28 protein-coding genes are annotated in these 26,880 nt (G+C 64.3%); 11 read left to right on the top strand and 17 right to left on the bottom strand.

The features are described 5' to 3' along the window. Nucleotides 1-2: 2 nt before the first annotated feature. On the top strand, nucleotides 3-926 hold the full coding sequence (locus FJ039_02570) for an SDR family NAD(P)-dependent oxidoreductase (protein ID MBM4405050.1): 924 nt from the start codon (nucleotides 3-5) through the stop codon (nucleotides 924-926). Nucleotides 927-1,229: 303 nt separating this feature from the next. Here the strand turns inward: FJ039_02570 and FJ039_02575 are convergent, their stop codons facing one another. After that, nucleotides 1,230-2,660 carry a hypothetical protein gene (locus FJ039_02575; protein MBM4405051.1) on the bottom strand — a complete coding sequence of 477 codons (1,431 nt, stop codon included), beginning with the start codon at nucleotides 2,658-2,660 and terminating at the stop codon, nucleotides 1,230-1,232. A 428-nt stretch (nucleotides 2,661-3,088) separates the two neighbouring features. Between FJ039_02575 and FJ039_02580 the strand changes: the two genes are divergently transcribed. After that, complete coding sequence (locus FJ039_02580; protein ID MBM4405052.1) at nucleotides 3,089-3,868, top strand: SDR family oxidoreductase; 780 nt, start codon at nucleotides 3,089-3,091, stop codon at nucleotides 3,866-3,868. Between the two features lie 213 nt (nucleotides 3,869-4,081). Beyond that, on the top strand, nucleotides 4,082-5,395 hold the full coding sequence (locus FJ039_02585) for a DEAD/DEAH box helicase (GenBank protein MBM4405053.1): 1,314 nt from the start codon (nucleotides 4,082-4,084) through the stop codon (nucleotides 5,393-5,395). On the opposite strand, the gene mtnB is transcribed toward FJ039_02585, so the two are convergent. The 5 genes from mtnB to FJ039_02610 form a co-directional block, all read right to left on the bottom strand. After that, a complete protein-coding gene (gene mtnB / locus FJ039_02590) occupies nucleotides 5,392-6,126 on the bottom strand; it encodes a methylthioribulose 1-phosphate dehydratase (protein ID MBM4405054.1) in 735 nt (244 codons plus the stop codon). The genes FJ039_02585 and mtnB overlap by 4 nt on opposite strands. A gap of 12 nt (nucleotides 6,127-6,138) precedes the next feature. Beyond that, complete coding sequence (locus tag FJ039_02595; GenBank protein MBM4405055.1) at nucleotides 6,139-6,807, bottom strand: HAD-IB family phosphatase; 669 nt, start codon at nucleotides 6,805-6,807, stop codon at nucleotides 6,139-6,141. Continuing rightward, on the bottom strand, nucleotides 6,804-8,000 hold the full coding sequence (locus tag FJ039_02600; GenBank protein ID MBM4405056.1) for a 2,3-diketo-5-methylthiopentyl-1-phosphate enolase: 1,197 nt from the start codon (nucleotides 7,998-8,000) through the stop codon (nucleotides 6,804-6,806). The genes FJ039_02595 and FJ039_02600 overlap by 4 nt, the downstream gene beginning before the upstream one ends. A gap of 2 nt (nucleotides 8,001-8,002) precedes the next feature. Continuing rightward, nucleotides 8,003-8,533, bottom strand: coding sequence for a cupin domain-containing protein (locus FJ039_02605; protein MBM4405057.1), 531 nt, complete (start codon nucleotides 8,531-8,533; stop codon nucleotides 8,003-8,005). A gap of 78 nt (nucleotides 8,534-8,611) precedes the next feature. Continuing rightward, nucleotides 8,612-9,991 (bottom strand): hypothetical protein, encoded by a 1,380-nt coding sequence (locus tag FJ039_02610; GenBank protein ID MBM4405058.1) that lies wholly within the window; start codon nucleotides 9,989-9,991, stop codon nucleotides 8,612-8,614. 172 nt (nucleotides 9,992-10,163) lie between these two features. Here FJ039_02610 and FJ039_02615 point away from each other — a divergent pair, with 172 nt between their 5' ends. Then, complete coding sequence (locus FJ039_02615; protein MBM4405059.1) at nucleotides 10,164-10,454, top strand: hypothetical protein; 291 nt, start codon at nucleotides 10,164-10,166, stop codon at nucleotides 10,452-10,454. On the opposite strand, the gene FJ039_02620 is transcribed toward FJ039_02615, so the two are convergent. Together FJ039_02620 and FJ039_02625 are read right to left on the bottom strand one after the other, a co-directional pair. Further along, entirely contained in the window at nucleotides 10,451-10,657 is a 207-nt protein-coding gene (locus FJ039_02620) for a hypothetical protein (GenBank protein MBM4405060.1), read from the bottom strand. The genes FJ039_02615 and FJ039_02620 overlap by 4 nt on opposite strands. After that, entirely contained in the window at nucleotides 10,654-10,884 is a 231-nt protein-coding gene (locus FJ039_02625) for a hypothetical protein (GenBank protein ID MBM4405061.1), read from the bottom strand. The genes FJ039_02620 and FJ039_02625 overlap by 4 nt, the downstream gene beginning before the upstream one ends. A gap of 217 nt (nucleotides 10,885-11,101) precedes the next feature. Between FJ039_02625 and FJ039_02630 the strand changes: the two genes are divergently transcribed. Genes FJ039_02630 through FJ039_02645 form a run of 4 tightly spaced genes read left to right on the top strand, consistent with a single transcriptional unit; the run spans nucleotide 11,102 to nucleotide 14,819 of the window. Then, nucleotides 11,102-12,763 carry a methylmalonyl-CoA mutase gene (locus FJ039_02630; protein MBM4405062.1) on the top strand — a complete coding sequence of 554 codons (1,662 nt, stop codon included), beginning with the start codon at nucleotides 11,102-11,104 and terminating at the stop codon, nucleotides 12,761-12,763. Between the two features lie 21 nt (nucleotides 12,764-12,784). Continuing rightward, the gene (locus tag FJ039_02635) at nucleotides 12,785-13,939 is read left to right on the top strand and encodes an acyl-CoA dehydrogenase (protein MBM4405063.1); all 1,155 of its coding nucleotides are present in this window, start codon (nucleotides 12,785-12,787) and stop codon (nucleotides 13,937-13,939) included. An 8-nt stretch (nucleotides 13,940-13,947) separates the two neighbouring features. After that, nucleotides 13,948-14,355: a methylmalonyl-CoA epimerase gene (gene mce / locus FJ039_02640; protein MBM4405064.1), complete on the top strand. Its 408-nt coding sequence runs from the start codon at nucleotides 13,948-13,950 to the stop codon at nucleotides 14,353-14,355. A gap of 44 nt (nucleotides 14,356-14,399) precedes the next feature. Next, complete coding sequence (locus tag FJ039_02645) at nucleotides 14,400-14,819, top strand: cobalamin B12-binding domain-containing protein (GenBank protein ID MBM4405065.1); 420 nt, start codon at nucleotides 14,400-14,402, stop codon at nucleotides 14,817-14,819. Nucleotides 14,820-14,868: 49 nt separating this feature from the next. Here the strand turns inward: FJ039_02645 and FJ039_02650 are convergent, their stop codons facing one another. From FJ039_02650 to FJ039_02690, 9 genes are read right to left on the bottom strand one after another with little or no spacing between them, the layout of a single operon-like run. After that, nucleotides 14,869-15,075 (bottom strand): hypothetical protein, encoded by a 207-nt coding sequence (locus tag FJ039_02650; protein MBM4405066.1) that lies wholly within the window; start codon nucleotides 15,073-15,075, stop codon nucleotides 14,869-14,871. Nucleotides 15,076-15,085: 10 nt separating this feature from the next. After that, nucleotides 15,086-15,649 carry a cytochrome c gene (locus FJ039_02655; GenBank protein MBM4405067.1) on the bottom strand — a complete coding sequence of 188 codons (564 nt, stop codon included), beginning with the start codon at nucleotides 15,647-15,649 and terminating at the stop codon, nucleotides 15,086-15,088. Nucleotides 15,650-15,692: 43 nt separating this feature from the next. Beyond that, nucleotides 15,693-16,202, bottom strand: a complete 510-nt coding sequence (locus FJ039_02660; protein MBM4405068.1) for a DUF3341 domain-containing protein — start codon at nucleotides 16,200-16,202, stop codon at nucleotides 15,693-15,695. 24 nt (nucleotides 16,203-16,226) lie between these two features. After that, entirely contained in the window at nucleotides 16,227-17,621 is a 1,395-nt protein-coding gene (locus tag FJ039_02665) for a molybdopterin oxidoreductase (protein MBM4405069.1), read from the bottom strand. Between the two features lie 11 nt (nucleotides 17,622-17,632). Beyond that, complete coding sequence (locus tag FJ039_02670) at nucleotides 17,633-19,066, bottom strand: hypothetical protein (protein MBM4405070.1); 1,434 nt, start codon at nucleotides 19,064-19,066, stop codon at nucleotides 17,633-17,635. Further along, the gene (locus FJ039_02675; protein ID MBM4405071.1) at nucleotides 19,059-19,823 is read right to left on the bottom strand and encodes a 4Fe-4S dicluster domain-containing protein; all 765 of its coding nucleotides are present in this window, start codon (nucleotides 19,821-19,823) and stop codon (nucleotides 19,059-19,061) included. The genes FJ039_02670 and FJ039_02675 overlap by 8 nt, the downstream gene beginning before the upstream one ends. 12 nt (nucleotides 19,824-19,835) lie before the next feature. Beyond that, nucleotides 19,836-22,100, bottom strand: coding sequence for a 4Fe-4S ferredoxin (locus FJ039_02680; protein MBM4405072.1), 2,265 nt, complete (start codon nucleotides 22,098-22,100; stop codon nucleotides 19,836-19,838). 14 nt (nucleotides 22,101-22,114) lie between these two features. Beyond that, nucleotides 22,115-22,759 carry a cytochrome c3 family protein gene (locus FJ039_02685; GenBank protein MBM4405073.1) on the bottom strand — a complete coding sequence of 215 codons (645 nt, stop codon included), beginning with the start codon at nucleotides 22,757-22,759 and terminating at the stop codon, nucleotides 22,115-22,117. A gap of 44 nt (nucleotides 22,760-22,803) precedes the next feature. Continuing rightward, nucleotides 22,804-23,106 carry a hypothetical protein gene (locus tag FJ039_02690; protein ID MBM4405074.1) on the bottom strand — a complete coding sequence of 101 codons (303 nt, stop codon included), beginning with the start codon at nucleotides 23,104-23,106 and terminating at the stop codon, nucleotides 22,804-22,806. Nucleotides 23,107-23,343: 237 nt separating this feature from the next. Between FJ039_02690 and selD the strand changes: the two genes are divergently transcribed. The 3 genes from selD to FJ039_02705 all read left to right on the top strand — a co-directional run. Continuing rightward, entirely contained in the window at nucleotides 23,344-24,396 is a 1,053-nt protein-coding gene (selD, locus tag FJ039_02695; protein ID MBM4405075.1) for a selenide, water dikinase SelD, read from the top strand. A 22-nt stretch (nucleotides 24,397-24,418) separates the two neighbouring features. After that, a complete protein-coding gene (locus tag FJ039_02700) occupies nucleotides 24,419-24,838 on the top strand; it encodes a M67 family metallopeptidase (protein MBM4405076.1) in 420 nt (139 codons plus the stop codon). 69 nt (nucleotides 24,839-24,907) lie between these two features. Beyond that, a partial coding sequence (locus FJ039_02705) for an HlyD family efflux transporter periplasmic adaptor subunit (GenBank protein MBM4405077.1) occupies nucleotides 24,908-26,880 on the top strand: 1,973 nt, incomplete at its 3' end.

Below are 26,880 nucleotides of genomic sequence, written 5' to 3' on the forward strand. Positions count from 1 at the left end.
CCATGGCTCACTATCTCGCCGACAAAATAGCGGTCGTTACCGGAGGCGGGCGCGGCATCGGGCGCGCGATCGCGATGCGCCTTGCCGATGAGGGCGCGACGGTGGTGGTGAACGACAACGGCGCTAGACTCGACGGCACGGGGACATCGCGCGCGCCCGCCGATAGCGCCGTCAGGGCGATCAGGTCGCGGAAGGGCGCGGCCATCGCCGACTATTCGGACGCTTCGAGCTACGCGGCATCGAAGCGGCTCATCGAGGGCGTGGTGAAGCGCTACGGGCGCATAGACATCCTGGTGAGCAGCTTCGGCGCCGCCAGGCCGAAGCTGCTGACGGAATGCGCGCAAGAAGACCTGGACATGCTGATTGACGTGATGCTGACGGGCAAGCTCTATTGCACGCAGCACGCGGCGCGGCAGATGGTGAAGCAAGGCTCGGGGCGCATCATCAACCTGGCCTCCAGCATGGGCCTGGTGACCATGACGCGGCGCGTCGCCTACGCCGCGGCGCAGATCGGCATCATCGGCTTTTCGAACGTCGCCGCGATGGAGCTGGGGCCATACGGCGTGACGGTGAACACAATCTGCCCAGGGGCGACGACCTCGCGGCTGACGGACGATGCGATCCGCGTGGCGCGGGCCCACCTGAAGCATCCCATCATCTCCGCTACGGAGGTCTCCACGGCGCACCACCGGCCCGCGCCGCCGGACGATATCGCGACTTTGACCGCCTACCTGTGCACAGAGTTCGCGAAGGAAATCAACGGGCAGGTCTTCCACGCCGCCGGGTCGAACATCGGCCTGCCGGAGCTGATGCGCCGCCCGCATGAGATCTGGCAGGCGAAGCCCTGGACCATCGAGCAGCTCATCAAGGATGTGCCGACGACCCTGATGAAGGGCGTGACGAACGTGCCGCAGGCGAACCGCTGAGCGGACAATAGCCGGAGCCTGCGCCGCCTGCGATACTTGCGATCGTTTACGGTGATGCTCGCGCCCTCCATCGTGGGCGGACGGAGGCCTTCCGGCACGTTCTCGCTCACCAAGCCGCCCTCATAGCCGACGATCCAGACGGCTTCACGGATCGCAGCAAGGTCGCGCAAAAGCCCAAAGACGTCCACCGGGTCCTCCCGAGCCACATCGCGCCAGCAGTAAACCGGCAGTCAAGATGTTCGCGCACGCGCGAGAGCAGGATTTAAGGCGGATTACTAGCGGATTGCCAGCGGTGAAGGCGTTCTAGGCGCCCAGCTTTGGCTTGCCGCCGTCGCCATAGCCGTTCTGGGTGGCCCAGATGGCCACCTGGGTGCGCGAGGAGAGGCCCAGCTTCCGAAGGATGTTTTCGATGTGGCGCTTGGCCGTGGCGTCACTGATGGAGAGCTCCTGAGCGATCTGCTTGTTGGTGTAGCCCTTAGCGATGAGGTTGACGACCTCCACCTCACGCATGGAGAGGCCGCTGGGCGGCGCCTTTGTCAGTTCGGCGTCAGGGACTGCGGCTCTGGGAAGGGCAGGCGGCTCCAGGCTGGGAGGCGCTTCAGGAACGGGTATGCTGGGCGTCACGGTTCCAATCATCTGCGTCGAGGGCGAGGCTCCGCTGGAGAGCGAACGCTCAGGCCCCGTTTGCACAATGGTGGCGCTCGTTGCCGAAGGAGGGGTTGCCACGGTCGCGGCTGTGCCTGCGCTCGCTTGGATGGCGACGGTAGTCCGGCGGGTGAAGTACATCCATGCGCCGAAGAAGGCCAGCAGGACCGCGAGCGAGCCGCCGACGATGAGCGCCATCGGAACACTATCGCCATCGTCCGCACTCTGATCCTGCCCCGCGATCACCAGCCCTCCAGGGCCGGGGCCGAGGACCTGACCGCCCGGCGGCACGCGCTGGGCGGAGACCGGACCCGGAGGCACGCTGTGCCCCGGCTGAGGGAGGCAGGGCGTGGCGTACAGGCCGCGATCGGAGCCGCTGATCTTCTCCATGCGGAAATGGCCGTTGGCGCGCAGATTGATGATCTTGGCAGGAGAGACATCCGGCGGCACGGCGATCTCCGCAGGGAGGGACGTGACAGTCATGTCCCGGATGAGCAGGCCTCCGGTGGGGCGAGCGATAGAATAGACGACCTGAGTGGCCTGGGGAACGTTGAAGGGAGGCGGGGAGTCAACGAAGAGGCGAAGGCGCGCAGTCTCATCATCGTCAGAGTTGAAGGACCAGCTTGAGACGGGCTCCAGGGATTGCAGGGAATCGCTCCAGCCGAGCTCAAGGCCGGGGAAGAGCGGCGTGAGGCGGTAATGGTGGAGCGGTGGAGGAACCGCCGGCTCCCGGCGCTCCAGCACGAGCTCGTAGACCTTTCCAGGCGTGAGCGAAAGACTGAGCGTTTGCGTCCGCTCGCCGATGCCATCATGAACCACGGTGATGGTCTTCAGCCCCACATCGTCCCGCAAGGTTGCGGTGATCGAGCCTCGCTCGTCTCTATTCTCCGAGACCGTGGTCAATTTGAGGCCTACCGGGCCGGTTGATGGGATCCGCTGGTAAACCTTCCACCGATGAATCGGCGACTCCTGGCGGTAAAAGGCCATCATGCAGTAGAGGCCGGGAAAGCCCGGCGGCGCGCGATTGGGAACAGGACGACTGAACGTCGCCCCGCCTTCGGCCTGGGCGGAAAGGGCTGCCGGTGTCATCGCCGGCAGAATAGCGGCAAGCGCTGCGAACAGTGTGGCTATTCGATAGTACGGCGTGGCCAAGGCGCTGCAACCTTACAGTAGGTAGGGTGGAGTCAAGCGATTATCTGTCCCAAGGCCTGCCTCGTCAAACCATTTCGCTTTTTGAAGGAGAGATTTCCCTTCTGTTGTACAGAAGGAGAAACTCACGGCTGGCCCATATCTGGAAATGGGCCGTTCGGCCCAAGAATATCCATCTGAAGACGCATGCTCGTAAAAGTCGAGGAACCTACCATCCACGTAGAACAGCGCGATAGAGTCGCCGAGGCACCTAATACAGCCACTCAACCACCCCATCAAGGGGGAGAGGAAGAGGCCCTGGCAGCCCCCTGCCAGGGCCTCTTTTCATGTCGCACAGTCGCTGTGACCGTTATACTCATCTCTCGACTATGCGCCTACCCAATCGAGTTGCGATTATCACTGGAGCCGCTTCGGGCGTGGGGCGGGCATCCTGCCTCATCTTTGCCCGCGAAGGGGCCTCGATCGCCGCCGTGGATGTGAACCGAGAGGGCGGCGAGGAGACGTCGGCCCTGGTTCGCGCGGCAGGCGGTCAGGCCGTCTTCATTCAGGCCAGCGTGGACTCCAAGGCAGAGGCCCAGCGGGCAGTGAGGGAGACGGCGGCTCGCTTCGGCGCAGTCCACATCCTCTTCAACAATGCGGGCATCCCCGGCAGCGTTCAGGGAACGGCGCTGGACGGCCTGACGGAAGAGGACTGGCAGCAAGTGATGAACATCAACCTGAAGGGCGTGATGCTCTTCGCTCAGGCGGCGCTACCGGAGATCAAGAAGGCTGGCGGCGGCGCCATCGTGAACACGTCGTCCCTGGCGGGAGTCATCGGCATGGGGCGCGGCAACCAGGCCTACAGCGCGGCGAAGGCGGGCATCGTGGGCCTCACCAAGGCTTGGGCCCTCCAGTATGCCAAGGACAACATCCGCGTCAACGCCATCGCGCCCGGCTACATTGACACGCCCCTGGGGCGCGGCGTGCGCTCCGGCCTCAATGAGGCGCAGCAAGAGAAATATATGACCCGCGTTATGACCAACATCCCCATAGGGCGCTTCGCCGGGCCGGAAGACATCGCCAACGCAGCGCTCTACCTCGCCTCTGATCAGGCGGCCTTCGTCACCGGGCATGTCCTGGTGGTGGACGGCGGCTATTCGTCCCAGTGACTCCAGGCGGTCTGCCGAAGCCGTAGCGGATTCCCTCCGTTTGCGGTATACTTGTTTTGTTAGATGGTTCTGATCCTCACTTCCACTCTCTTGCCTCTCCCGGGCCATCCAGCCCAGCCAAGCCGCGAGTTCGTGGTCGCGCAGTCAGCCGTCCAACCAATACACCAGGGCCCAGGCCACGCTTTGCCTTGAGGCCCGCGAAAGAGCACTTCGATTCAGACCTCGTCCTTTTCCGATCTCGACCTCATACCGCCGCTGCAGCGCGCCCTCGATGCCGAAGGGTACGAGACGCCTACGCCAATCCAGGCGCAGGCTATCCCGCACCTGCTTCAGCGGCGCGACCTTATGGGCTGCGCCCAGACGGGCACGGGCAAGACGGCCGCCTTCGCGCTGCCGATCCTGCAGCACCTGGCCGCCGCGCGCCGCCGCGCGGAGCCGCATCGCCCCCGGGTGCTGGTCCTTGCGCCCACCCGCGAGCTTGCCGCCCAGATCCGCGATAGCTTCCGCTCCTACGGGCGCTTCCTGGAGTTCAAGACCACCGCCATCTTCGGCGGCGTGAGCCAGCAGCCCCAGGTACAGGACCTCTCGCGCCGCGTGGACGTCCTCGTTGCCACGCCGGGCCGCCTCCTCGATCTCATGGGCCAGCGCCTTGTCTCCTTGGAGCAGATCGAATTCTTTGTCCTGGATGAAGCCGACCGCATGCTGGACATGGGCTTCATCAATGACATCCGCAAGGTCATCCAGGCTCTGCCCAAGCAGCGCCAGACCCTCATGTTCTCCGCCACGATGCCGCCGCCCATCGCCGACCTGGCCCGCACCATCCTGGTGAACCCGGTGACCGTGACGGTGACGCCCGTCGCCTCCACCGTGCCGCAGGTCAAGGAGCAGGTGCTCTTTGTGGACCAGAAAGAGAAGCGGCGCCTGCTTGCCGCCATCCTGAAAAGCGACTCGCAAGCCCTCACCCTCGTCTTCGTGCGCACCAAGCACGGGGCGGATAAGGTCGTCCGCATGCTGCGGGACGACGGCGTGACGGCGGAGGCCATCCACGGCAACAAGTCCCAGGGAGCGCGCCTCCGCGCCCTGGAGAACTTCCGCGCCGGGCGCAACCGCGTCCTGGTGGCCACGGACATCGCCGCGCGCGGCATAGACGTGGAGGGCATCTCCCACGTGGTGAACTACGATCTGCCCAACGAGCCGGAGAGCTACGTCCACCGCATCGGCCGGACGGCGCGCGCCGGGGCAAGCGGCAACGCGACCTCGTTCTGCTCGGCGGACGAGCGTCCGTACCTCCGCGATATCGAACAACTCATCCGGCACCGCGTGCCTGTGGGCGAAAGCTCGCGCTACGGCGTCTCCGTCACCGCGCCGCCGCCTCTGCCTGAGCCGGCGCAGCAGCGCCAGCAGCAACCGAGACAGTTCCAGCAGCCGCAGCAGCGGCCCCAGGGCCAGCCACAGCAGCGACCCCTCGGCAGCCAGGGCTTTTCGCGCTACGGCAGGCCTCGCCGCCGCAGCTTCCGCCCGCGCTAGCGCTTGCGCGCCGTCCCGCGCAGGGCGAAGTTCTTGGCGCGAAGCTTCGCCTTCGCCTGCTCCCAGAGCGTGTGGAAGATGAACTCCGCGATCTCGATGCGGTTGCGCGTCTCTTCCGGCGTCTTGCCCCAGACGGTGATGCCGTGCCCCGCCGCAACGATGATGGGCGCGCTCAGCCCCTTGCCGATGAGCTTCGCGAAGCCCTGGGCCAGCACGTCCATCCGCTCGTGATTGGGAATCACCGGGATGGCGGCGGTGATCGTGCCGCCGCGCCAGGGGATGTCCCAGCCCTTGAGCATTTCAAGGTTCTTCACGTCTATGTACGCGAGCGAGCCGAGCTTGGCCGCCTCCAACGAGAGCGCCGTGGAGGCGACGGTGTGCACGTGGTAGACGGCGCCGATGTCCGGCAGCCTCTCGTAGACGGCCTGGTGGATTATCGTCTCCGCCGAGGGCTTCCGCGCGCCTTCGCCCAGCCACTTGAGCTTCGCGCGCTCGCCTGCGGGCAGGACCGCCAGGTCGGCGTACTGCATCTCACCCTTGCTCGCGCCGCTCCCTGAGATCGCGATGGTCAGCGGGCTATCGTTCAGCTTGACGGAGAGATTGCCCGCGGTGCCCCACATCCAGCCCTTGGCGTGAAAGTCCCGCGCATGCTGGAGCAGCGCCGCCACGGCGCGCTCGGCATCAAGTTCGCTCAGCCTTCCCATGGGGCTATCATCCTGCGCTGAACACATGCGGTCAAGGCGTCACGCACCCTTTCGTATGAGCTGCGGATATTTCGCCGTCAGCGTCTCGCGTATCTCATCGAAGCTCTCATACGGCTCGAAGGGCCGCTTTCGCTCCGTGAGGATCTCCTTCAGCTTCGCCCGCGCGAAGACCAGGTCGGCCTTCTCCGCGCCGTGCACGTCCGTGAGGCTATCGCCGATGAGGATCTTGAAGACCCCTGGGTGCTCGTCCATCGCCATCGCCTTGCAGAGGCCGCAGCTGCCGCACGTCATCGTGTGCCGCAGGCGGATGTTCCGCCCGGAAAGGTCCGCGGGGATCAGGTACAGCCTCTTGATACGCTCCTGGTAGGGAGCCACCACCGGCTCCACGAAGAAGTCAATGCCGCCGGAGCAGACGGTGAAATCAATGCCGGATGCGGCGCAGAAGTCGAGGAAGCCGGCGAATCCTCGGCGGAAGTTCACGATGCGGCGGACGTGGGCGATGATCTCGTCCCGCTTCGCGCTCGGTATCTTGGCGAAGACGGCGGCGACACCGTCCTTCAGGGTGCGCTTCCCCTCGTAGATGCCGCGCACCTCCTCCTCCCACCCGGGCGGAGCGAACTGCCGCCAGACGCTCACGATCATGTCCTCAGTCGTGATCGTGCCGTCGAAATCGCAAAAGACGACGGCCTTGCGCGCAGGAGAGGTCATCGGCCCCAGGCCTGCAGGGCTTCGGCAAGCTCCGGAGGCTTCTCCTTGATAACGCCCGTCGCCAGGTCAATCGCCTGCCGGATCGCCATGGCGCCCGCCGCAGGCCCCTTCGGGTGGCCGAAGACGCCGCCTCCAGCGTTCACGATGACTTCATGCCCGTAATCGGCCACTATCTGGGGCACAAGCCCTGGGTGGATACCGGCGGACGGCACCGGGAAGGCTGCTTTCATTTCGCTGGCGGGCTTAGTGAGCGCGTCGCGGATGCCGTCGGTATCGGACTTGGGAAGGGCCACAGTGCCGTAGCTGGAAGGAAAGAGAACGATGTCCGCCCCGCCTGCGCGCATCAAGGTGCCGAGGATGATCTTGTGGGCGATCCCGTGGTGCGGCGCGGAGCCGATGGCCCCCGCCAGCGCCGGGTGCGCCATGATGGGGATGCCCACCTTCGGGTCGCGGGCAAGCTCTTCGAGCAGGCCGTAGCCGTAGGCAAGCACATTGAAGAGGAGGCAGCTTGCCCCCTGGGCGGAAAGACTGCGCGCCCGCTCGACGATCTTGCTGGAAGGCCCGGTGAGGTTAACGGCGTAGAGGGCCGTATGCCCCGTCTGGCGCTTCACCTCTGCGGCCGCCTTTTGCACCGCCGCGAGCCGCGCCTCCGTGGGGCAGATGTCCAGGTCGGGAAGGATCTCATCGTCCTTCACAAGGTCTGCGCCGCCTATCGCCGCTTCCCGGAACATGCGCGCCAGCTCCTCCGGCGGCAGGCCGACGCACGGCTTGAAGATGACCATGGCCAGGGGACGCCTCTCCACGCCTAAGCGCGCGCGCACGCCCGGCACGCCGAAGCGCGGCCCGGGCAGCCTCGCCAGCAGGCCCGGCGGCAGCTCAAGGTCAATCAGCTTGATGCGCCCGTCCAGGCTCACCTTGCCGAAGATCATCACAAGGAGCGTGGCGATATCGCCTTGCGTGTTCTCCGGCGGAAAGCCGATGGTGAGCGTGGCCGCGTGCAGGCCGCCCTGCAAGCTCAGCGGCGAAACGTCGAGCACAGCGCCGCGATGCCGCTCCAAGCGCTCCTGGTCCTGCCGCGCCACGGGCGTCCAGGTGTCCGTGGTCTGCCCGTGGGCGATGCCCTTCGCCTTCTTCTCAGCGTCGAAGGGCGCGTCAGCGGCGAGGCTGTAGGTCGCTTTGATCCACTGGCGCATGGCTATTGCGCCGGCGGATGCTTGTAGTGCGGCGTCCAGCCGCTCATGTCCTTGAAGAGGCGCATCGCCTTGATGGCGCGTGAGGAGGTGAGGGTGAACCAGTGCCACGTCTTCGCCGGGACGATGATGTAGTCGCCCGTCGTCACCGTGATGGAGAAGGACGGCTTTCCCTCAGGCTCGAAGCCGAAGGTCCCTTCGCCGTCAATGATGAAACGCACCTCGTCATCGTCGTGATAGTGCGTCTTATCGAACTTCGCCAGCATCGCCTCCAGGTTCGGCGTCTGCGGGCTCAGCACCACGATGTCCGCCTGGATATAGCCGCGCTCTTTGCGCTCCACGTCCAGCTGCGGCCGGTAGGCCTGCATGATCTGCTGCTGCTCTTCGGGCGTCAGCACGCCCCTGCCCAGCAAGGGCTTCACCGCGGGCGGCGTGGGCCACCGAGTGAACAGGACGCCGTTCTCCTTGAGGAAGCGCGAGATCTCGGCATCCGTCTTCAGCGACTGTTTCAGATGCGGCGCGGAGACACTGGTCATGGGGGACTCCTCACTTCGGCACCGATTGCGCGCCTATTGTAGCGAAGCGGGCCGGGACTGCGCCAGAGGCGGAATGCATCACCGGATCGCGGCATAGCGCTCCGGCTCTAGGCGCTCGCCGGGACCGTAGGCGTCCAGGCCGTGGACGCAGAGCGCCAGAGCGATGACGCAATCGTCGTAGGAGCCGGACGGCGCGGCCGTCCGCAGGGCGCCGCTCTTGGCGCGCTCGTAGGCGTAGGCCTTCAGCTCCCCCAAGAGCTGCTCGATGCACGGGTAGCGGATGCGCTGCTGTTCGATGTTGATCGCCAGGCGGTTCACCAGGTCGCGCTTCATCTGAGCGCTGAGCTTCACGCCCTCCACCGGCACGCGCTCGCTCGCCAGGTCGTCCACGATCGGCTCGCCGACGCCCGTGGCGTCCACATAGGCCACCGCGCCGTTGTAGCGCCGCGAAGTCTCGATGATGCGCGCCTTCTGCACCGGCCAGTCCACCTGGCAGAAGCAATCGAAGTGCACGATGGCGCGCGCCGCCGCATCCGCGACGAAGATGACACTGTAATCGTGCTGCTTCGCCAGGTCCACGCCCATCACGTAGCTGCGTCCCGCCTGCGGAGGTTGCGGCTCGCCGCCGATGCACGATTCCACCCGGCGGAAGACCGACCCTGCGTCTTCCAGGAACTCCGCGCCGTACTCCTGCCGGAAGAGCGGCTCCGGCATATCGCGCCGCGCCTCTTCGATCTCCTGGGGGATGATGTCCGTCTCGCCGACCAGCGCCATCTCCACGCACTGCCGCTGGGCCTCTTCGAACTGCCGGTGGGAGGGCGCGCGCGGGAATGGGCCCAGCACCGCTTCGATGTCCAGCCTGCGCCACACGAGCGTGCTCCCCCACGTCGGATAGTTCCAGGAGCGCACGTCGCTCCCGCCGCTCGCCCCTGCGCCGCGCATGGCGAGGCAATAGAACCAGTTCTTCCCCTTGGGCGTGCCATTGAAGATCGCCTCACCCAGGCGTCCCGGGGATGAGAGCGTCGGCCGCAGCGATTGCGTCCACGATTCCTCGTCCACGAGGCCAGCCTCCGTCACCACCAGCAGGTCCAGCCCCACAGAGACAAGGCGCTCCGGCTCCATCGCCGTCTTCATCTCGATGACGGCCTTGCCGTCAAAGAGCTCGATGCGCCGCGTGCTCTCGCGGATGGCGCTCACGGCACGGTGGGGGATGAACTGGTTGTACTCGCGCCACATCTGGTATGTGAGGGCATAGGTGGGCGCGACGCACCAGATGTGGACGAGGGGCACCAGCCCGCCGATCTTGCTGTTGCGCTTCATCAGCTCGGGGATCCGGCGCAGCACTTCATAGATGCAGGCCCGGTCTTTCCCCCACCTGCGTCCGCAGGCCAGGACCTTCACCTTCGCCTGCGCCTCATGAAACTTCGTCTGGTATGGATGAGGCCTGTAGGCGCTCAAGTCCCAGACAGACAACTCCTCCGGTCGGAATTGTGTCGGTTCGGAAGTATTTGCGAGTGATGTTTTAGTCAAAGTTCGGTATTTCCCTAGTTGCTAGCTCTTGTCAAGTCTTAATCTTCAGATACAATTGGCTTATCACACCTTCTGCACACCTAAGGCACACGAAATCCTTATGATTCTGCTCTTCAGCCTAGCCCTGACCCTCCTTGTGACGGCTCTTGCCTACCGGGTGGCGAACCGCCGCCTCCAGTACAGGCACAGGAGCCTCCAGATCGAAGTCCTCGTCTCCTTTGGCCTCTCCACGCTCTTCGGTCGCCTCCTCACCCTGGGCGAGTTCCACGATGCAGGCCTGACGACCACGCTCCTGCGCCTTGCCGGCTTTGTGGCGATGTTCAACATGCTCGTTGCCGCCTCCCGCCTGGTCCGCGCCCTGCGGGCAGACGCCCGCCGGGGTCTTCGCTAGTCCTCATCACGCCTGCTACGGCCGCCCAGCCGCTCGGAGAACTCCGTCTGCAGAAGATAGGGCAGCCCATCGCGCACTGCCAGGCGTATCTCGCCCCAGCGACGCTCCTTGTGCGCCTGCCGGACCACCGCCGCAAGCCGGTCTATCGCCGATTGAACGGGCGGCGCAAGCGGCATCCCCTCATCGCCGTTTGCCGCAGTCACTTGCCGCCTCGCTGCAGAAGCTCCTTCGCCTCCATCACCTCCGGCAGCCGCTCCGGCACCACGATGTAGCCCTGGGAGTTCCACTCCAGCGTCTCCACGTATTTATCCAGCAATCGCTGCAAGCATCCCCGCAGCGCGACGATCTCCTCCCCTGCCCTGGCAGCCTCCGCATCGCTCCCCCGAATCCCCTTCGCCCTCCGCATGTTCGTCCGCTCCTTCGTCGTCATCGCTCCTCCTCGCACTACTCTCTACTACCATTATGTGCATCATCGTCTACCCCCAGTTGACAGGCGAGGCTTCCGGTAGCTTCCGAAAGAGGGCACTAGCCCTTTCGTGCCCTTCCTTTCGTTGAATTCTCCTCTGAAATTCGCTACACTCACCCAGGCGCAGAAAGAGTCCCCCGCCCTGGCTTGTCGCCCTGCGGCAGCCGGCAAAAGGAGCCCGATGACCACTCCCCGCAAGACCAAACAGCAGTGGCGCGAAAAGTCCTACGAGCCATCCATCAAGAAGGTCCCCGAGCGCCAGAAGAGCTTCAAGAGCAACTCCAACTACGATGTGGACGTCCTCTACACCCCTGAGGACGCGAAGGACGTTGATTACGATCGCGACCTGGGCTACCCGGGCGAATATCCCTATACCCGAGGCGTCCAGCCCAACATGTACCGCGGCCGCCTCTGGACCATGCGCCAGTACGCCGGTTTCGCCTCCGCGGAAGAGTCCAACCAGCGCTACCGCTATCTCCTCGCCCAGGGGCAAACGGGCCTCAGCGTCGCCTTTGACCTGCCCACGCAGACGGGGTACGACTCAGACCACGAGATGGCGCGCGGCGAGGTCGGCAAGGTCGGCGTTCCCGTCTGCAGCCTCGCTGATATGGAGGTCCTGTTCAAGGAGATCCCCCTCGATAAGGTCACCACCTCCATGACCATCAATGCCACCGCGCCCATCCTGCTGGCCCTCTATATCGCCGTGGCGAAGAAACAGGGCGTCGCCGGCGATAAGCTCGGCGGGACGATCCAGAACGATATCCTCAAGGAATACATCGCCCGCGGCACCTACATCTTTCCCTCCAAGCCCTCCCTGCGCCTTATCACGGACGTCTTCAACTACTGCAGCGACCACGTTCCCCAGTGGAACACCATCAGCATCAGCGGCTATCACATGCGCGAAGCCGGCGCGACCGCCGCACAGGAGATCGCCTTCACCCTCTCCAACGCCATCGGCTATGTGAACGCCGCCCTGGAGGCGGGCCTCCAGATAGACGATTTCGCGCCGCGCCTCTCCTTTTTCTTCGTCTCCCAGAACAACTTCTTTGAAGAGGTCGCCAAGTTCCGGGCGGCGCGCCGCATGTGGGCCAAGATCATGCGCGAGCGCTTCAAGGCCCAGAACGCCAAGTCTTGGCAGCTGCGCTTCCACACCCAGACGGCGGGCGTCTCCCTCACGGCCCAGCAAGTGGAGAACAATATCGTCCGCACCACCGTCCAGGCCCTGGCGGCAGTCCTTGGCGGCACCCAATCGCTCCACACCAACTCCATGGATGAGGCCCTGGCCCTGCCCACGGACAAGGCCGTCACCATCGCCCTCCGCACGCAGCAGATCCTGGCCCACGAAAATGCCGTCGCCGATACCGTGGACCCCATGGCCGGCTCCTACTACGTGGAGCATCTCACCAATGTCCTTGAGGAGAAGGCCAACGCCTACCTCAAGACCATCGAGGACATGGGCGGCTCCCTTGCGGCCATCGAGCGCGGCTTCATCCAGCGCGAGATCCAAGAGGCCGCCTATCAGTACCAGCGCCAGGTGGAAAAGGGCGAGGCCACCATCGTGGGCGTCAACAAGTTCACCAATGAAAAGGCCGAGACCCACAGCATCATGCGCATTGACGAGTCCTCCGCCAAGCGCCAGCTCGCGCGCCTCTCCGACCTGAAGAAGAAGCGCGACCCCCAGTCCGTCAAGCGCTCCCTCAAGCGCGTGGAAGAGGTGGCCCACAGCAAGGACAACACCATGCCCGTCATCATTGAGGCCGTGGAGAGCTACGTAACCCTCGGCGAGATCTGCGATACCCTTCGCAAGCAGTGGGGCACCTATAAAGAGGCCATCGTCTTCTAGGCTGACGAGCGTTGTGATGCAATGAACTTCACCCTCTCCGAAAGCGACCTCCTCCTCCGGCGAACGATCCGCGACTTCGCCGTGAAGGAGCTGGAGCCGACGGCCCGCGAGCGCGATGCCAAGGAAGAGTTCTCCTGGCCCCTCTATAAAAAACTGGGCAAGCTCGGCGTCACGGGCCTCGGCATCGCCCCGGAGCGCGGCGGCAGCGGCGGCCTTCTCCAGACGGCTATCGCCGTGGAGGAGATCGCGCGCTCGGACGCCTCGATGGCCCTCTCCCTCCTGGCGAGCCTCTCCCTGGCCTCCCACGGCATCGAGCATCACGCCAACGACGCCCTTCGCAATCACTGCCTTCCGCCCATCGCCCGAGGCGAAACGATCGCCTCCTTCGCCTTCACCGAGCCCGAGGCCGGGAGCGACGCCGCCAATATCCAAACGACGGCTATCAAGAAAAATGGCAAGTATCTCGTCAACGGCAGCAAGACCTTTATCACCAACGGTGACATCGCCGATACATTCCTCCTATTCGCCACGACCGACCGCGCCAAGCGCCACAAGGGCATGCTTGCAATGGTGGTGGAGCGCGGCTCCAAAGGCCTCTCCTCCCGTAAGCAGACCGAGAAGATGGGCATGCGCGCCTCCAGCACCGCCGAAGTCCTCTTTGACGATGTCGAAGTGCCCGCAGGCAACCTCGTCGGCGGCGAAGGCGAGGGCTTCAAGATCGCGATGCAGATTGTGGACGGCAGCCGCCCCATAATCGGCGCACAGGCCGCCGGCATCGCCCAGGGCGCCCTTGATCTCGCCGTCCGCCACGTCCGCCGGCGCAAGCAGTTCGGCCAGGCCGTCGCCGATTTCCAGGGCGTCCAGTGGATGCTGGCCGATATGGTTACCCAGATAGACGCCGCCCGCCTCCTGGTCTACCGCGCCGCCTTCCTCCGCGATCAGGGCCTCCCCTGCACCAAGGAATCGGCCATGGCCAAGCTCTTCGCCAGCGAAGCCGCGATGCAGGTCGCGACGCAGGCCCTGCAGCTCCACGGCGGCTCCGGCTATTTCAAGGCCAGCCCTATTGAACGCGCCTTCAGAGATGCTAAAGTAACTGAGATCTACGAAGGGACCTCCCAGATCCAGCGCCTCGTCATCGCGCGGCGCCTGCTGGCCGAGGCCTCCTCCCATCGCTAAGGAGTGCCATGGACGTCAAAAAGCTCCATCACATCGCCCTCGTCGTCAAGGATATTGACGAGTCCCTCAAGGACTATGCCGATATCCTCGGCTTCCCCAAATCCGAGATCCAGTTCGTCCCGACCCAGCAGGTCAGGGCGACCCTCATCCCCGTGGGCGATTGCGAGATCGAGCTCATCCAGCCCATGGACCCCAACGGCGGCGTCGCGAAATTCCTCGAGAAGCGCGGCGAGGCCTTCCACCACATCTGCTTTGAAGTGGCCGATGTGGACCACGAGCTCACGGAGCTGGAAAAGAAGGGCTGCGCCCTGATAGACAAGAAGTCCCGACCCGGCCTTGCCGGCATGGTCGGCTTCCTCCATCCCAAGTCCACCAGGGGCGTCCTCACCGAGATCTGCACGCCCATCAAGCATTAGCCATATAGGGGCGGCCATTTTCGGTCGCCCAAAGGGGAAGAACAATGGTAGCCACGCAGAAAGAGACGATCCGCGTCCTCGTCGCCAAGCCCGGCCTGGATGGGCACGATAGAGGGGCCAAAATCATCGCCAGGGCCCTGCGGGACGCCGGGATGGAGGTTATCTATACCGGCATCCGCCAGACCCCTGAAATGATCGTCAGCGCCGCCGTGCAGGAAGACGTGGACGTGGTGGGCCTCAGCATCCTCTCCGGCGCGCACCTGGAGCTCTTCCCCCTCATCGTGGAGGGCCTCAAGAAGAAGGGCAATGACGATGCCGTCGTCCTCGCCGGAGGCATCATCCCGGAAGAGGACTTCGCCAAGCTCAAGGCTATGGGCATCCAGGGCGTCTTCGGCCCCGGCAGCTCCACCCAGGACATCATTGACTTCATCAAGAAGGCCGTAGCCGCCAAAAAGGGCAAATAAAAAGGCCCCCGCTTCTGCGGAGGCCTTTGCAAGGCTTTCTTTCGGGAAGCTACTTGCCCAGGCCCTTCCGCATCCGCTCCAGCGCATCGGCACGCGGCCTGAAAATCGAGTCCTCGGGGAGGCCCAGGGGCAGGCTCTCCTCCGTCTTCAGCTTCCGCTGCGCCAGCGCGCCCATGCCGATCAGGCCTGCCGCGCCAAGGATGGCCCCAAGGACAAACTTCTTTCTTGTTACCCCTGCCTGTTGCACCGTATCCATAGCCTCTTCCTTATCTGGGCAGCGCGCGGAGGTAGGCGATGACGGCCCAGCGCTCTTCGTCCGTCAGCAGATAGCCGAACTTGGGCATCACATTGACCCCGTTGGTCAGAACCGTGAACAGCTCGCCGTCCGTCTTGTTCTGCGTCACCGCCGCCGTCAGGTTAGGCGGCGCCAGGTAGCCGTCGCGCACCAGGATCTTGCCCACCGCGCCGTCGCCCTTGGCCTGGGGCCCGTGGCACATGGCGCAGTTCACGCGATAGAGCTCCGCGCCCTTCGCGTTCGTGGCCGCGCCTGCGGGCAGCGGGTTCTTGAAGGCCTTTGCCGCTTCCAGCTGGTCGGCGGGGATCACATGCATCTGGGGTCCGGTGATCGGGACGGCGCCTGCTGGCACATCCAAGCGGGGCGGCTCGCCGATCTTCGTGGACTGGTTGTAGTGCATCTCAGGGAAAATGTCCACCTGGTACGTGCCCTTAGTGCAGCCTGCCGCCAGCAGGCCGGCAGCAAGAGCCAGGCAGACGATGGCTATGCCTCGCCTGCCCATGGATCTCTTCCCCTGTCTCTTTGCTATCTTCATGTCCCTACGTTCCCGGGTTCCTGGTTCCTTGTTCTGCTCTACCCTATTTCTGGTGCTTCACATCAACCGCGCCCGATTGCCGCATCACCATCTCTGCGGCGTTGATGCGGTCCTCGGGGCAATTCAGGTCAATGCCCACATAGCCCTCGGTGATGCGCTCATCGTAGAGGCCCATCAGCGGCCTCGGCAGGCGCGATTCAAAAATCACGCCGATGATGGTCATGAGGATCGCGCCCAACATCGTGCCCTCGTAGACGATCACCGCCATCGCCGGGACTGCGATGATGGGCTTGCCGCCCGTCACCAGGGGGTTCGCCACGGACGTCCCGGCCGTGACCAGGATCGCCACGGTGAAGCCCACGATGGCGCCGAAGAACGGGAAGGCGTAGAGCCGGTGCTTCGGCATCCACTCCCCGAAGGCTCCCTCCGGGTATGGGCTGCCCGTCAGGACCGTCCAGTCCTTATTGGTGAAGCCGGCCTCATTCAGCCGGTCCACCGCCATGACTGCGTTGTCCGCCGTCTTGAATACCCCGAGCACTTGTTTCTTTGCCATATGGCGCGCTTCCCCCTTCCGGGATTACTCCTCGCGCATCGTCGCGGGAATCGTAGCCTTGCCGATCTTGAACTCGTCTTTCAGAATCTCGCCCTCTTTGACGTCATAGAGGGGGATGAGCGGGACAACCTTGGAGATGAGCAGGATGTTCATCGAAACGAAGGCGAAGGAGCCGATGACCATCAAGACCTCGATGATGCTGGGGTGGTACGTGCTCCAGGAGAAGGAGAGGCCCTGCTTCCTCGCGAGTCCGGGGACAATGATGAGGAAGCGCTCGATCCACATGCCGATATTCACCAGGATGGTGGTGATGAGCATCCACTTGAAGCTCCGGCGCACGTTCTTGAACAGCCAGAGCGGCACCGGGATGAAATAGCCGGTGAGGATGAAGGTCAGGAAGAGCCAGGAGTACGGCGACTCCCACAGCTGCATCCTCCGTAGGGCCAGCTCGGCGTCTTCCAGCGTGTAGATGCTGAAGAGGATCTCGATGACGAAGAAGAAGAACCACGCCGTCGCCACCACGATGAGCAGGCGGCCCAGGGAGTCGATCGTGTCCTTGGTAATGTAGTTCTCCCAGTGGAAGAGCCACCGCAGGATGATCATCACCGTCACCACGGCGGAGACGCCGGAGTGAACGGCGCCGATGACGAAGTACGGGGCGAAGACCGTGGAGTGCCATGCCTCCACCGATTGCGCCACGCCGAAGTCCCAGGAGACGATGCTGTGGACGGAGACGAAGACCGGCAGGATGAGCGCCGAGAGCAGGAAGCCCGCGACGATCTGCAGCCGCCACTGCCGCGGCGTCCCGCGCCAGCCCATCGCCAGCACCCTGTAGATCGCCTTGGCGACGCCCTTCGTCCTATCGCGCATCACCGCGAAGTCCGGGATCAGCGCCACGACGACGAACATGATGCTGGAGGTCAGATACGTTGTGATGGCCGTGGGGTCCCACACCAGCGGCGAGCGGACGTTGGGGAAGATGCCCCGGGCAAAGTCGTACGGGAAGGCCCAGTACATCGTGCGCCAGGGGCGGCCGCTGTGCAGGATCGGGAACAGGATGGCGGTCATCAGCGCGAAGACCGTCACAATCTCGGCGGCGCGGGTGGCCGGGCGCCGCCACTCGGCTTGCGCCAGGCGCAAGATGGCCGAGAGCATGACGCCAGCGTGACTGATGCCCACCCAGAAGACGAAGTTCGTGATCATGAAGCCCCAGAAGACGGGGCGGTGCAGGCCCGTGACGCCGATGCCCTGGTTGATCATGTACCCGATCGCCCCGCCGGCCAGCGCCACAACCAGCGCCAGGAACCCGACGATCATCCAGTAGCGCCGCTCGGTGTAGAGGACGTTCGTCAGCAGCTCGCGGTTGATGCGCGAGTCCACTTCCTGAGGTGTCTTTCCGAGTACGACTCTGTCCTGCATAGTGGTGTGCCTTAGTCCGGTTTGCCCATGACCATGATTTCACGCTTCAAGAACCGGCGCTTCCTGCGGTAGAGCATGCCTTCCGTCACTTCCCAGATGGAGATGGGCGGGAAGAACTTGATCGCCAGCATGATGATGAAGAGCGCGCCGCCCAGGCCGCCCAGGATCATGAAGACATCGGCGGTGCCCGGCAGGTGCGGCGGCGGGTTCTCCAGCAGCGGCCCCGCGTGGAGCTCGTGCAGCGCATCGGCCCGCACATCCGCCACGGTGAAGCTGCCGACGTAGATGCGGATGCGGTCGAAGAACGTGCCCAAAAGGATCGAGCAAGAGACGATCGTTGGGGCGATCATGGACTTGCGCGCCGCGTTCCAGATGAGCAGAAGGAAGGGCACGGCGAAGTTCAAGCAGACCGCCATCGCCCACGGGAAGCGGTAGGACTCCGCGAAGAAAAGCTTGATCACCGCCAGCTCAACCGGCTGCCGGCCGTACCAGAAGATCATGAATCCGGAGAGCCAGAAATACATCCAGAGGAGAGACAGGGCGAGCATGATCTTGCTCGCGCCCCAGAACTGGTCAACGCTGATGTAGTCCTTATAGCCGCCGAACTTATAGAGTAGAAAGGTCACCAGGATGGTGCAGGCCACCGCGCTCTGCAGACCGCTGATCGCATGCCACGCCGGGAAGATGGCGTCCTTCCACCCGGGGACGAGCGAGAGCGCGAAGTCCGAGGCAATCATCGTATGCACGCCGATGAGAAAGAGAAAATACAAAACGCCCAGGACCATCAGCATGGCCTTGATGCCCTTCCACTCCCGCGGCGTTCCCCTGAAGCTCGAAGCCAGCCTCCGCGCCAGGCTCTTCCGCCAGCCGGTCCCGTGATCGCGGATCGCCGCCAGGTCGGGGATGGCGCTCACATAGAGGATCGCCAGGCCCAGAGCCACGATGCCGATGAGCGCCGCAAGCTCATACACGTGCGGCGCGCCGGGGAAAGTCATCCAGATCGTCTTCCGGTTGTCCGCGTTCGGCAGCAGCAGCACCAGGGGGATGAACATCAGCGCGCCCACGATGCCGGCCACGGAGAGGACCTCCGCCGAGCGGCCCATCGGCCGCCGCCAGTGGCTGCGCACCATCCGCTGCGTCACGGAGAAGATCGGCGCGGACATCGCCGTGGTGAAGATGAAGCCGAAGGTCGCCATCAGGTAGGCCCACGACGTGAAGGTATCGAAGCCATCCCGCGCGCGGACGATGAAGACGGCGAACCCGGCGATGAAGAGCCCGCCGAAGAGCGCCAGCGCCAGCTTGTACGTTCGCCCCATGGTGGATGAGGCGCGCAGGATATCCTGCGTCACCTGGGCATGGGGCATCGTCAGCACTTGCGGCTGGTAGTGATGCTCGCCTTCGGCCTCGTGGTGGGCCGCGTGTGTGTTGTGCGTTGTGCTACTCATGGCCTTTGTCTTCCGCCGCATGCGTGTCCACCTTCTTCAGGTAGACCACGTTCGGGCCGGTGCCTTGTTCTTCCAGCAATCGGTAGTGCCGGGCGTCTTCCGCCAGCTTGTGCACGGCGCTCTTCTCGTCCTTGATGTTGCCGAAGGTCAGCGCGCCCGTGGGGCAGGACTGCACGCAGGCGGGCGTCACATCGCCGTCCCTGACATCCCGGTCCTCGCGGATCGCCGTGCGTATCCCGCGCCGGATGCGCTGCACGCAGAAGGTGCACTTCTCCATGATGCCGCGGCTGCGGACCGTCACGTCCGGGTTCAGCTGGTTGCGCAGCGTCTCCGGCCACACCGGCTCCCAGAAGTTGAAGAACCGCACCTGGTAGTTGCAGTTGTTGGCGCAGTACCGCGTGCCGATGCAGCGATTGTAGACCTGCACGTTCAGGCCCTGGTCGTTGTGGTAGGTGGCGTAAACCGGGCAGACCGGCTCGCAGGGCGCGTTCTCGCACTGCTGGCACATCAGCGGCAGGAACTTCGCCTTCACCTTCGAGAAGTCAATCTCATCCGGCCGCTTCTCCGGGTCGTCGCTCACCCAGTAGCGTTCGATGCGTATCCACTCGTGGGCGCGCTTCTGGTTGAAGATCGCGTCCGTGTTCAGCGGCACGTTGTTCTCCGCCTGGCACGCGACGACGCAGGCCTGGCAGCCGCTGCAGCGGTCTGCGTCCACCACCAGCGTCCATTTCGGCTCAGGCTTTCTCTCGATTGCCATCAACGCGCTCCGTTAGGAGTCCTTGTTCGTGACTTTGATCTTGTTCGAGAAATCAATGGGCAGCACGGAGCCCTCCATCTTCGGGATGCGCTTCCACTTGCCCGTCTTCGCGATGCTTACGCGCGTCGCCGCCCAGGCCAGCGAGCCGCTCTGCTTCTCTTCCCGCGGGTCCAGGACGGCGTACACGTTCGCGCCGTAGCCCTCCGCCCAGCGCCCGAAGGCCTTGTGGCCCCGGCCCACGGGGATCGCCAGCACGTCCGGCGGCGCGGCCGGGTTCGGGTAGACCAGCGCCTGGATGGCCCCCGCCGGCGATTCGATGCGGACCACATCGCCTTCGCGCAGGTCCATGTCGCGCGCCGTCTTGGAGTTCACTTCAACCCAGGTCTCCCACGTCGCCGTCGTCATCGGGTCGGGCGTCGCCTGGAGCCACGGCAGGTGCGCAAGCCGCCCATCGCCGATGCCCGCCGTCTGGAACGGCAGGAGGACGAAGGGGTAGCGTCCGGCGTCTCCGGCGAATTCCGGTTCCGGGTTGGTCAGGTTCAGGCCGTTCACAAAGGGCACCGGCAGCGCGCGGGCGTTCGTATCCCACCAGCCGCCCTGCTGGAGCAGCTTGCCCCAGAACTCTTCAAAGGTCGCGGCCTTGATGTTTCCCCGGCCGAACTGGTGCAGCTTCTGGGCCTGCTGGCGGAGCGCATCGCGCATGCTCGTCCAGGGCAGGTCCTTCTCGATCTTCAGCTCTTGCGCCAGCGTCAGCAGGATATCGCCGAAGCCGCGCGTATCGCGGAAGGGCCGCACCACCGGCTGCTGGAAGGTGACTGCCTCATAGCCGGGCCCGGGGTTCATGGGCGCATCCGCCCAGTCTTCCAGGGGAAGGCTCGTCGGCAGCACCCAATCGGCCCAGTAGGTCGTATCGTCAAGGAAGCTCGAAAGGCTGATCACCGTAGGCACGTTCGCTAGCGCATCCGCAAAGCCCAGCGAAGCGGGCAGGCTGTGCACCGCGTTCGCGTTGCGGATCACCAGCGCCTTCACCTTCCCCTGCTTCATGCCTTCGATGATCTTCTTCCACTCCGCCAGGGAGGTGCTTGTCCCGGCGGCGTAGGCTGTGCGGTCAGCCGCCGCCGTCCCATCGCCGATGGGCGGCGCAGGGTTGAAGTTCACGCCGCCCGGCTTGTTCACAGTCCCAACCAGGTGGTTGAGGCTGTAGATGGCGGTCAGATTGAACACGCCGTTCGTGTGCGCGCCCGCCGCGCCGCCGCCGATGGCTATGGCCGGCTGGTTCTCCGGCGCTACGAAGGCCTTCGCCAGCTCTTCGATGTGCTTGGCGGAAACGCCCGTCGCCTCCGCCACCTTCTCGGGGGCGTAGGCCTCCAGCGCAGCCGCGCCACGGCCGCCAGTGAGGGCCCGCGCTGCGGCTGCGTCGCCGAGGCCCGACTTGATGATCACATAGGCGATGCTCAGAGCCAGCTTGCCCTCGGAGCCGGGCTTCACATAGACCCACTCGTCGGCGCCGGCTGCCGTCGGCGAGAGGCGCGTGTCCGCCTGCACCAGCGTCCCGCGCTTGCGGGCCCCCTGGCGGAACTCGCCGTAGCCCCGCGAATGGCGGACCTGGGAGATCCAGCCGCCTAAGAAATCCGAACTGAACGAAAGGATATAGTTGCTGCGCCCAAGATCGAAATCAGGCAGCAGGTCCTGGTCGAACGTCTGCTTGATAGCCGCCTTCAGCGCGGCCTCTTCCATCGGCTCGAAGGTCGCGTGGGTGGCGTTCATCGCCTTCGCGAAGCGCTTCGCCACCATGCCCTGGCTGCCGTTCAGCGCCCCGGTCACGATGAGGAGACTGCCCGCCGCCGCGCCCTTCATCTCGTTCAGCTTAGGCGTCACCGCCGCCAGCGCCTCATCCCACGTCGTTTCCGCGAAGGCGCCGCTGCCCCGGGCGCCCGTCGCCTTCATGGGCCTGCGAACGCGGTCGGGATGGTAGACCGCCTGGACGCCCGCCTGGCCCCGGGCGCATAGCTTGCCGCCGCTGAGCGGATGGACGGGGTTGCCCTCCACCTTCTTCGCCCGGCCTTCGATGACCCGCACGATGACGCCGCACCCGCTGCCGCACTGGCTGCAGGAGGTGGCGTACCAGTTGTCTATCCCATTGACCAAGTCTTCCGGGAGCCTGGAGGGGCTCTGCACCAGGAACTCGCGGACGTTCGGGCGGCAGGCGGACAGGATGGCGGCCCCTGCGGCCGTCCCTCCCGCCAGCTTCAGAAATTCTTTGCGCGTGAAAGCCATTGCTCAGTTGCCTATTAGTAGTGACACGTCGCGCAGTCTGACGGCGGCGCGCGACGTTGACCGCTCGTGATCGCCTCTTTAATCGCCGCCTCAGCCTCAGGCGTCAGATAGTTGAAATAGCCGCCTCTGTGGCAGTCCACGCAGTCCCGCATCTTCAGGTTGCGGACCTGCTCCGCCACCTGCATCTTTCCGACATCGCCGTGGCAGATGGAGCAGACCTGGGACGGCTGCACCTTGTTCTCTTTGGAGAAGAAGGCCACGTGCGCCTCGTGCAGGAACTGGACATGATCGGGCAGTCTATGGACCCGGCCCCAGTTCAACGGCTCGCCGGATTCGTTAACGGAAAGCAGCTTGGTGATTTCCGGCGAAGTCTTCAGCACAACCTGGTGACAGAAGACGCAGAGCTGGACGGAGGGGATCGTCGCGGCCTCGCCCTTCAGAGCCTCCCGGTGGCAGTACTGGCAATCAATTTCGGCGGCGATGTGGAGGTCGTGCCGGAACTTGATCGGCTGGCTGGCCTTCACTTGCGCCGGGCCGAAGGGCGTGCTCCACCATGCCTTCAGGATGCCGACCGTAACGATAAGCCCGCCTATGCCGATGACCAGTCCGATGACTGGGACCAGCACTTTGACCGCGAGCGGGGCTTTAGGCAACGACATAGTGTGTTACGCGACCTTGTACCGTTCTCCAGGTTTCTTGGACCCTAGATCCAATCCCTGTGCCAGAAATTGCGGATCTCGTGCGCCGTGTCTGCAGCCTTCGCGAACCAGAAACAGATCGCGCCAAGAATCAAGATCGAGCTTGCATAGAGATGGAAGCGCAGCTTCCGGACCTTGTCAGCGATGCCCGCGGGCAGATGACCGGAGTTCAGCAACGAGGGGATGATGGCGTGAGCGAGGACAAGATGGGTGGCAAGGCCGAAGGCGAAGATAACGATGAACCACAGGTAGCGCAGCGTGTGGCTGGTGTTCCGCCAGTCCACGTGGTTCAGTGCTTCTGGGTCCATCTCTTCACCTGGCAATCTTGCCTGCGCCTTGTACCGACCCTTGCGCAGACTTCAGCTAACCCGCCGAAAGCACATTGAGAATACATTCACAATCGGGGCGTGTCAAGGTGGCTACAACTCTTATAATCGCCCATCCCAGCCGCCCGAATCCCGGCCCCCGCTCCGGCATCCAACAAAGCGCCTCTGCTACACTGAAGATGCCCCCGGTTCATGGGGAAATACAGAGAAGGAGCGGCGATGGCCTCCCTTGAGCCAATCAGGCTCACCACCCTGACCAAGTGCGGCGGCTGAGCTGCCAAGTACGGTCCGGGCGACCTGCATCATCTCCTAAAGGACCTCCCCCGCCTCGCCGATAGGCGCCTGCTCGTCGGCATTGAAACGGGGGACGATTCGGCGGTGTACCAGCTCACGAAGAATCTCGCGCTGGTGCAGACGGTGGACTTTTTCCCTCCGATCGTGGACGACCCCTTCACCTACGGCGCCATCGCGGCCGCCAACTCCCTGAGCGATGTCTACGCCATGGGCGGCAAACCCATCACCGCCATGAACATCGTCGGCTTCCCGGCGGATAAGCCCAAGGACATTCTGAAAGGGGTCCTTCGCGGCGGCGCGCAGAAAGCCAAAGAGGCTGGCGTCCCCGTCGTCGGCGGCCATACCATAGATGATGCCGAACCCAAGTACGGCATGGCCGTCACCGGCCTCGTTCGCCCCGGAAAACAGTGGACGAACGCAGGCGCAAAACCCGGCGACCTCCTCATCCTCACCAAGGCCATCGGCACCGGCGTCATCACCACCGCCGCCAAGGCCGGCAAGGCGGCCCCTGCCGCCATCGAAGCGGCCATCGCCTCCATGCTCGCCCTCAACAAGGCCGCAAGCGAGGCCGGGCTGAGCGTCACCCCCAACGCCTGCACGGACGTCACCGGCTTCTCCCTTCTCGGCCACCTCCACGGCATGCTCAATGCAAGCAACGTCTCCGCCACAATCGGCCTCAGCAGTGTCCCGCTCCTGCAGGATGCCTGGCGCTTGGGCGTGGAGCAGGAAATCTCCCCGGGCGGCATGGGCCGCAACAAGGCCTACTACGATCACGCCGTCGCCTGGCATCCTGACGTTCCGCCCAAAGCCTTCCGCCTCCTCTTCGATCCGCAGACCTCCGGCGGCCTCCTCTTTGCCGTGTCAGAGAAGAAGGCCCCGCTCCTGCTCAAAGCCCTCAAGGCCAAGCGCGTCAACATCGCCGCCGTCATCGGCCACGTGACGCCGGGGAACAGAGGGCGCATCGTCGTCGAGCCCTAGCAATCTAAAACCCGGGAACCCCATGGCAGACCTTACGCTCTCGAAAAAACTGGCCGAGGAAATCATCGCCCACGCCAAGGCGGAGGCGCCCAACGAATGCTGCGGCGTCCTGGCCGGCACGGGTGCTGCTGTTCGCGCTGCCTACCGCGCCAAGAACACTGAACGAAGCCCTGTGAAATACAACTTTGATGGTCCGGAGCTCCTTCGGATAGAGGATGAAGCGGCCAAAGCCGGGCATGACGTCCTCGGCTTCTATCACTCCCACACCTTCAGTGAAGCCTACCCCTCCCCCACAGACGTCAAGCTCTCCTCGCCGTGGGGCTACATCTATATGATCGTCTCCCTCCGCAACCCACAGCAGCCCGCTATCCGCATCTTCCGCATAGACCGCGCCCTGCCTGAAGGCGCTCAGATTCAGGAACTCTCTCTTTCCATCGTCTAGCCACCCAGCGCCCTCTAATGCCTTTCTAAGATTGCCCCCCTACTGTATAGTGCGCCCTTTCGACGGGTCATGCGCGTTTTTGCGCGCAAATCGAAAATGAAGCGGGCGGGGCAACATATGCGATTTCCTTCCACGCGGCTCGTTGCAGTCTGTGCGATCATCCTCTCAGCCCCCATCACCGTCACCGCCTGCGGTGGCGACGATGCGACCACCGCAGTCACCGAAACGATCCAAGCCGTCAGCAGAGGGAACATCCGCTCCACCGTGAACTCCTCCGGCAGCGTCAGCTTCCCCAACCAGAAGACCCTCAACTTCGGCAGCTCAGGCACTGTCACCAAAGTCCTTGTCACAGAGGGCGCGCGCGTCACCAAGGACCAGATCCTTGCGGAGATTGACCTCAACGACCTCCAAGCGGCGGTGACGAAAGCCGAGGCCTCGCTCCTCAGCGCACAGCAGACCCTGGACGACGCCAAGAAGACCAACGGCGCCCTCGATCTCGCCAGGGCCCAAGAGTCCGTCGCCTCTGCAAAGCTGCAGCTCAGATCGGCCCAAGACGCCTTGGACGAAGCTCGCGGGACGGCCTACCAGGCAGAGCTCCGCCAGAAACAAGAGGCTGTCGCCAATGCGCAGGCGCTCCTCCAGGCCGCTAAGGACGCCCTCGATAAGGCAAAGGCTCCCTACACGGAGCAGGACATCGCCAAACAGCGCGAAGCTGTTGCCAATGCCGGCCAGGCCGTCAAGCTCGCCCAGGATGCAGTCACCACAGCAAAGACACCCTATACCGCCGACGACCTGGCCTCAGCCGCAGCCACCCTTTCCCAGGCCAAGCAGTCCGTCACCAATGCCCAAACTTCCCTAACGGTCACGGAGGCGACTCAATCGCGTCTCGTCCGCGAAGCCAGCGACCTCCTCGATACCCGCAAACGCCCCTACCGGAATGCCTGGACCCCATTAGGGCTCGGTGTGTCCGAGGCTGACATCTACCTCTCTCCCGCGGAGATGTATGTCAAATACCCCTCCACGCTTCCCACGATCGTAGACCTCAACACCCTCTGGAGCAACCTCATCATCGCCCGCGATGGCCTTGAAAGCGCCAGGGCCACTCAGGCCTCGTCTCTCACCAGCGCTCAGCGCTCCGTCACCTCGGCGCAAGATGCCCTGCGCACCGCGCAAACGAATTACGATAAGGTCGCCGCTGGCGTTGACACCCTGGACCTCGCCACTAAGCAGGCAAAGCTCACCACCGCGCTGGAAAACTCGAAGGCCGCTCAAGATACCTTGACCAAGATCCTCGCGGGCCCTGACCTTGTTGACGTTGCGCTTAAGCAAGCCAAAGTCGCCTCCGCTGAGACAACGCTCAAGGCCGTGCAAGATGGCCTGACCAAGATCGTAAGCGGACCCTTCAGCGAAGATATCGCCCTCAAGCAAGCCAAGGTCGCCACTGCCAAGGCTGCCCTTGCGGACGCGGAAGAGAAGCTCTCCCTCGTGAGCAAAGGGCCGGATGCCGTGACCCTCGGCCTCCGCACGAGCCAGGTGACGGACGCGCAAACCAGCCTCACCGCCGCAAAGGACAAGCTCGCCCTCGCGCAGATCAAGTCCCCCTACGATGGCGTCGTCAACGTCGTCAACGTCAAGGTCGGCGATACCGTCGCTGCGAACACCCAAGCCGTCCTCGTCGTTGACACCACCCAGATAGAAGTGCAGGCCGTTGTTGATGAGGCGGACATCTTTAACATCCGCGAAGGCCTCCCCGTCCAGATCTCCCTCAACCAGGCGCCCACGCTCCCGCTCGCCGGAACGGTGCGCTACATCTCGCTCCTCCCCAATCGCCAGCAGGGCATCGTCAGCTACAACATCAAGATCGCCGTCACTGTGCCCACCATCACCCAGATCCCTGGCGGCGCGGCGGGCGGCAGGCCCGGCGGCGCGGGCGGCAACGTCCAAGCCCCCGGCGGCCAGGGCAGCCAGACCGGCACGCCCCCACGCGATGGCGGCGGCGCTGGCGGCCAGGTCATTCAGCGTCCCGGCGGCGGTGCTCCCGG

It is taken from the genome of Chloroflexota bacterium (genome assembly GCA_016875535.1).
Taxonomy (GTDB): Bacteria; Chloroflexota; Dehalococcoidia; order SHYB01; family SHYB01; genus VGPF01.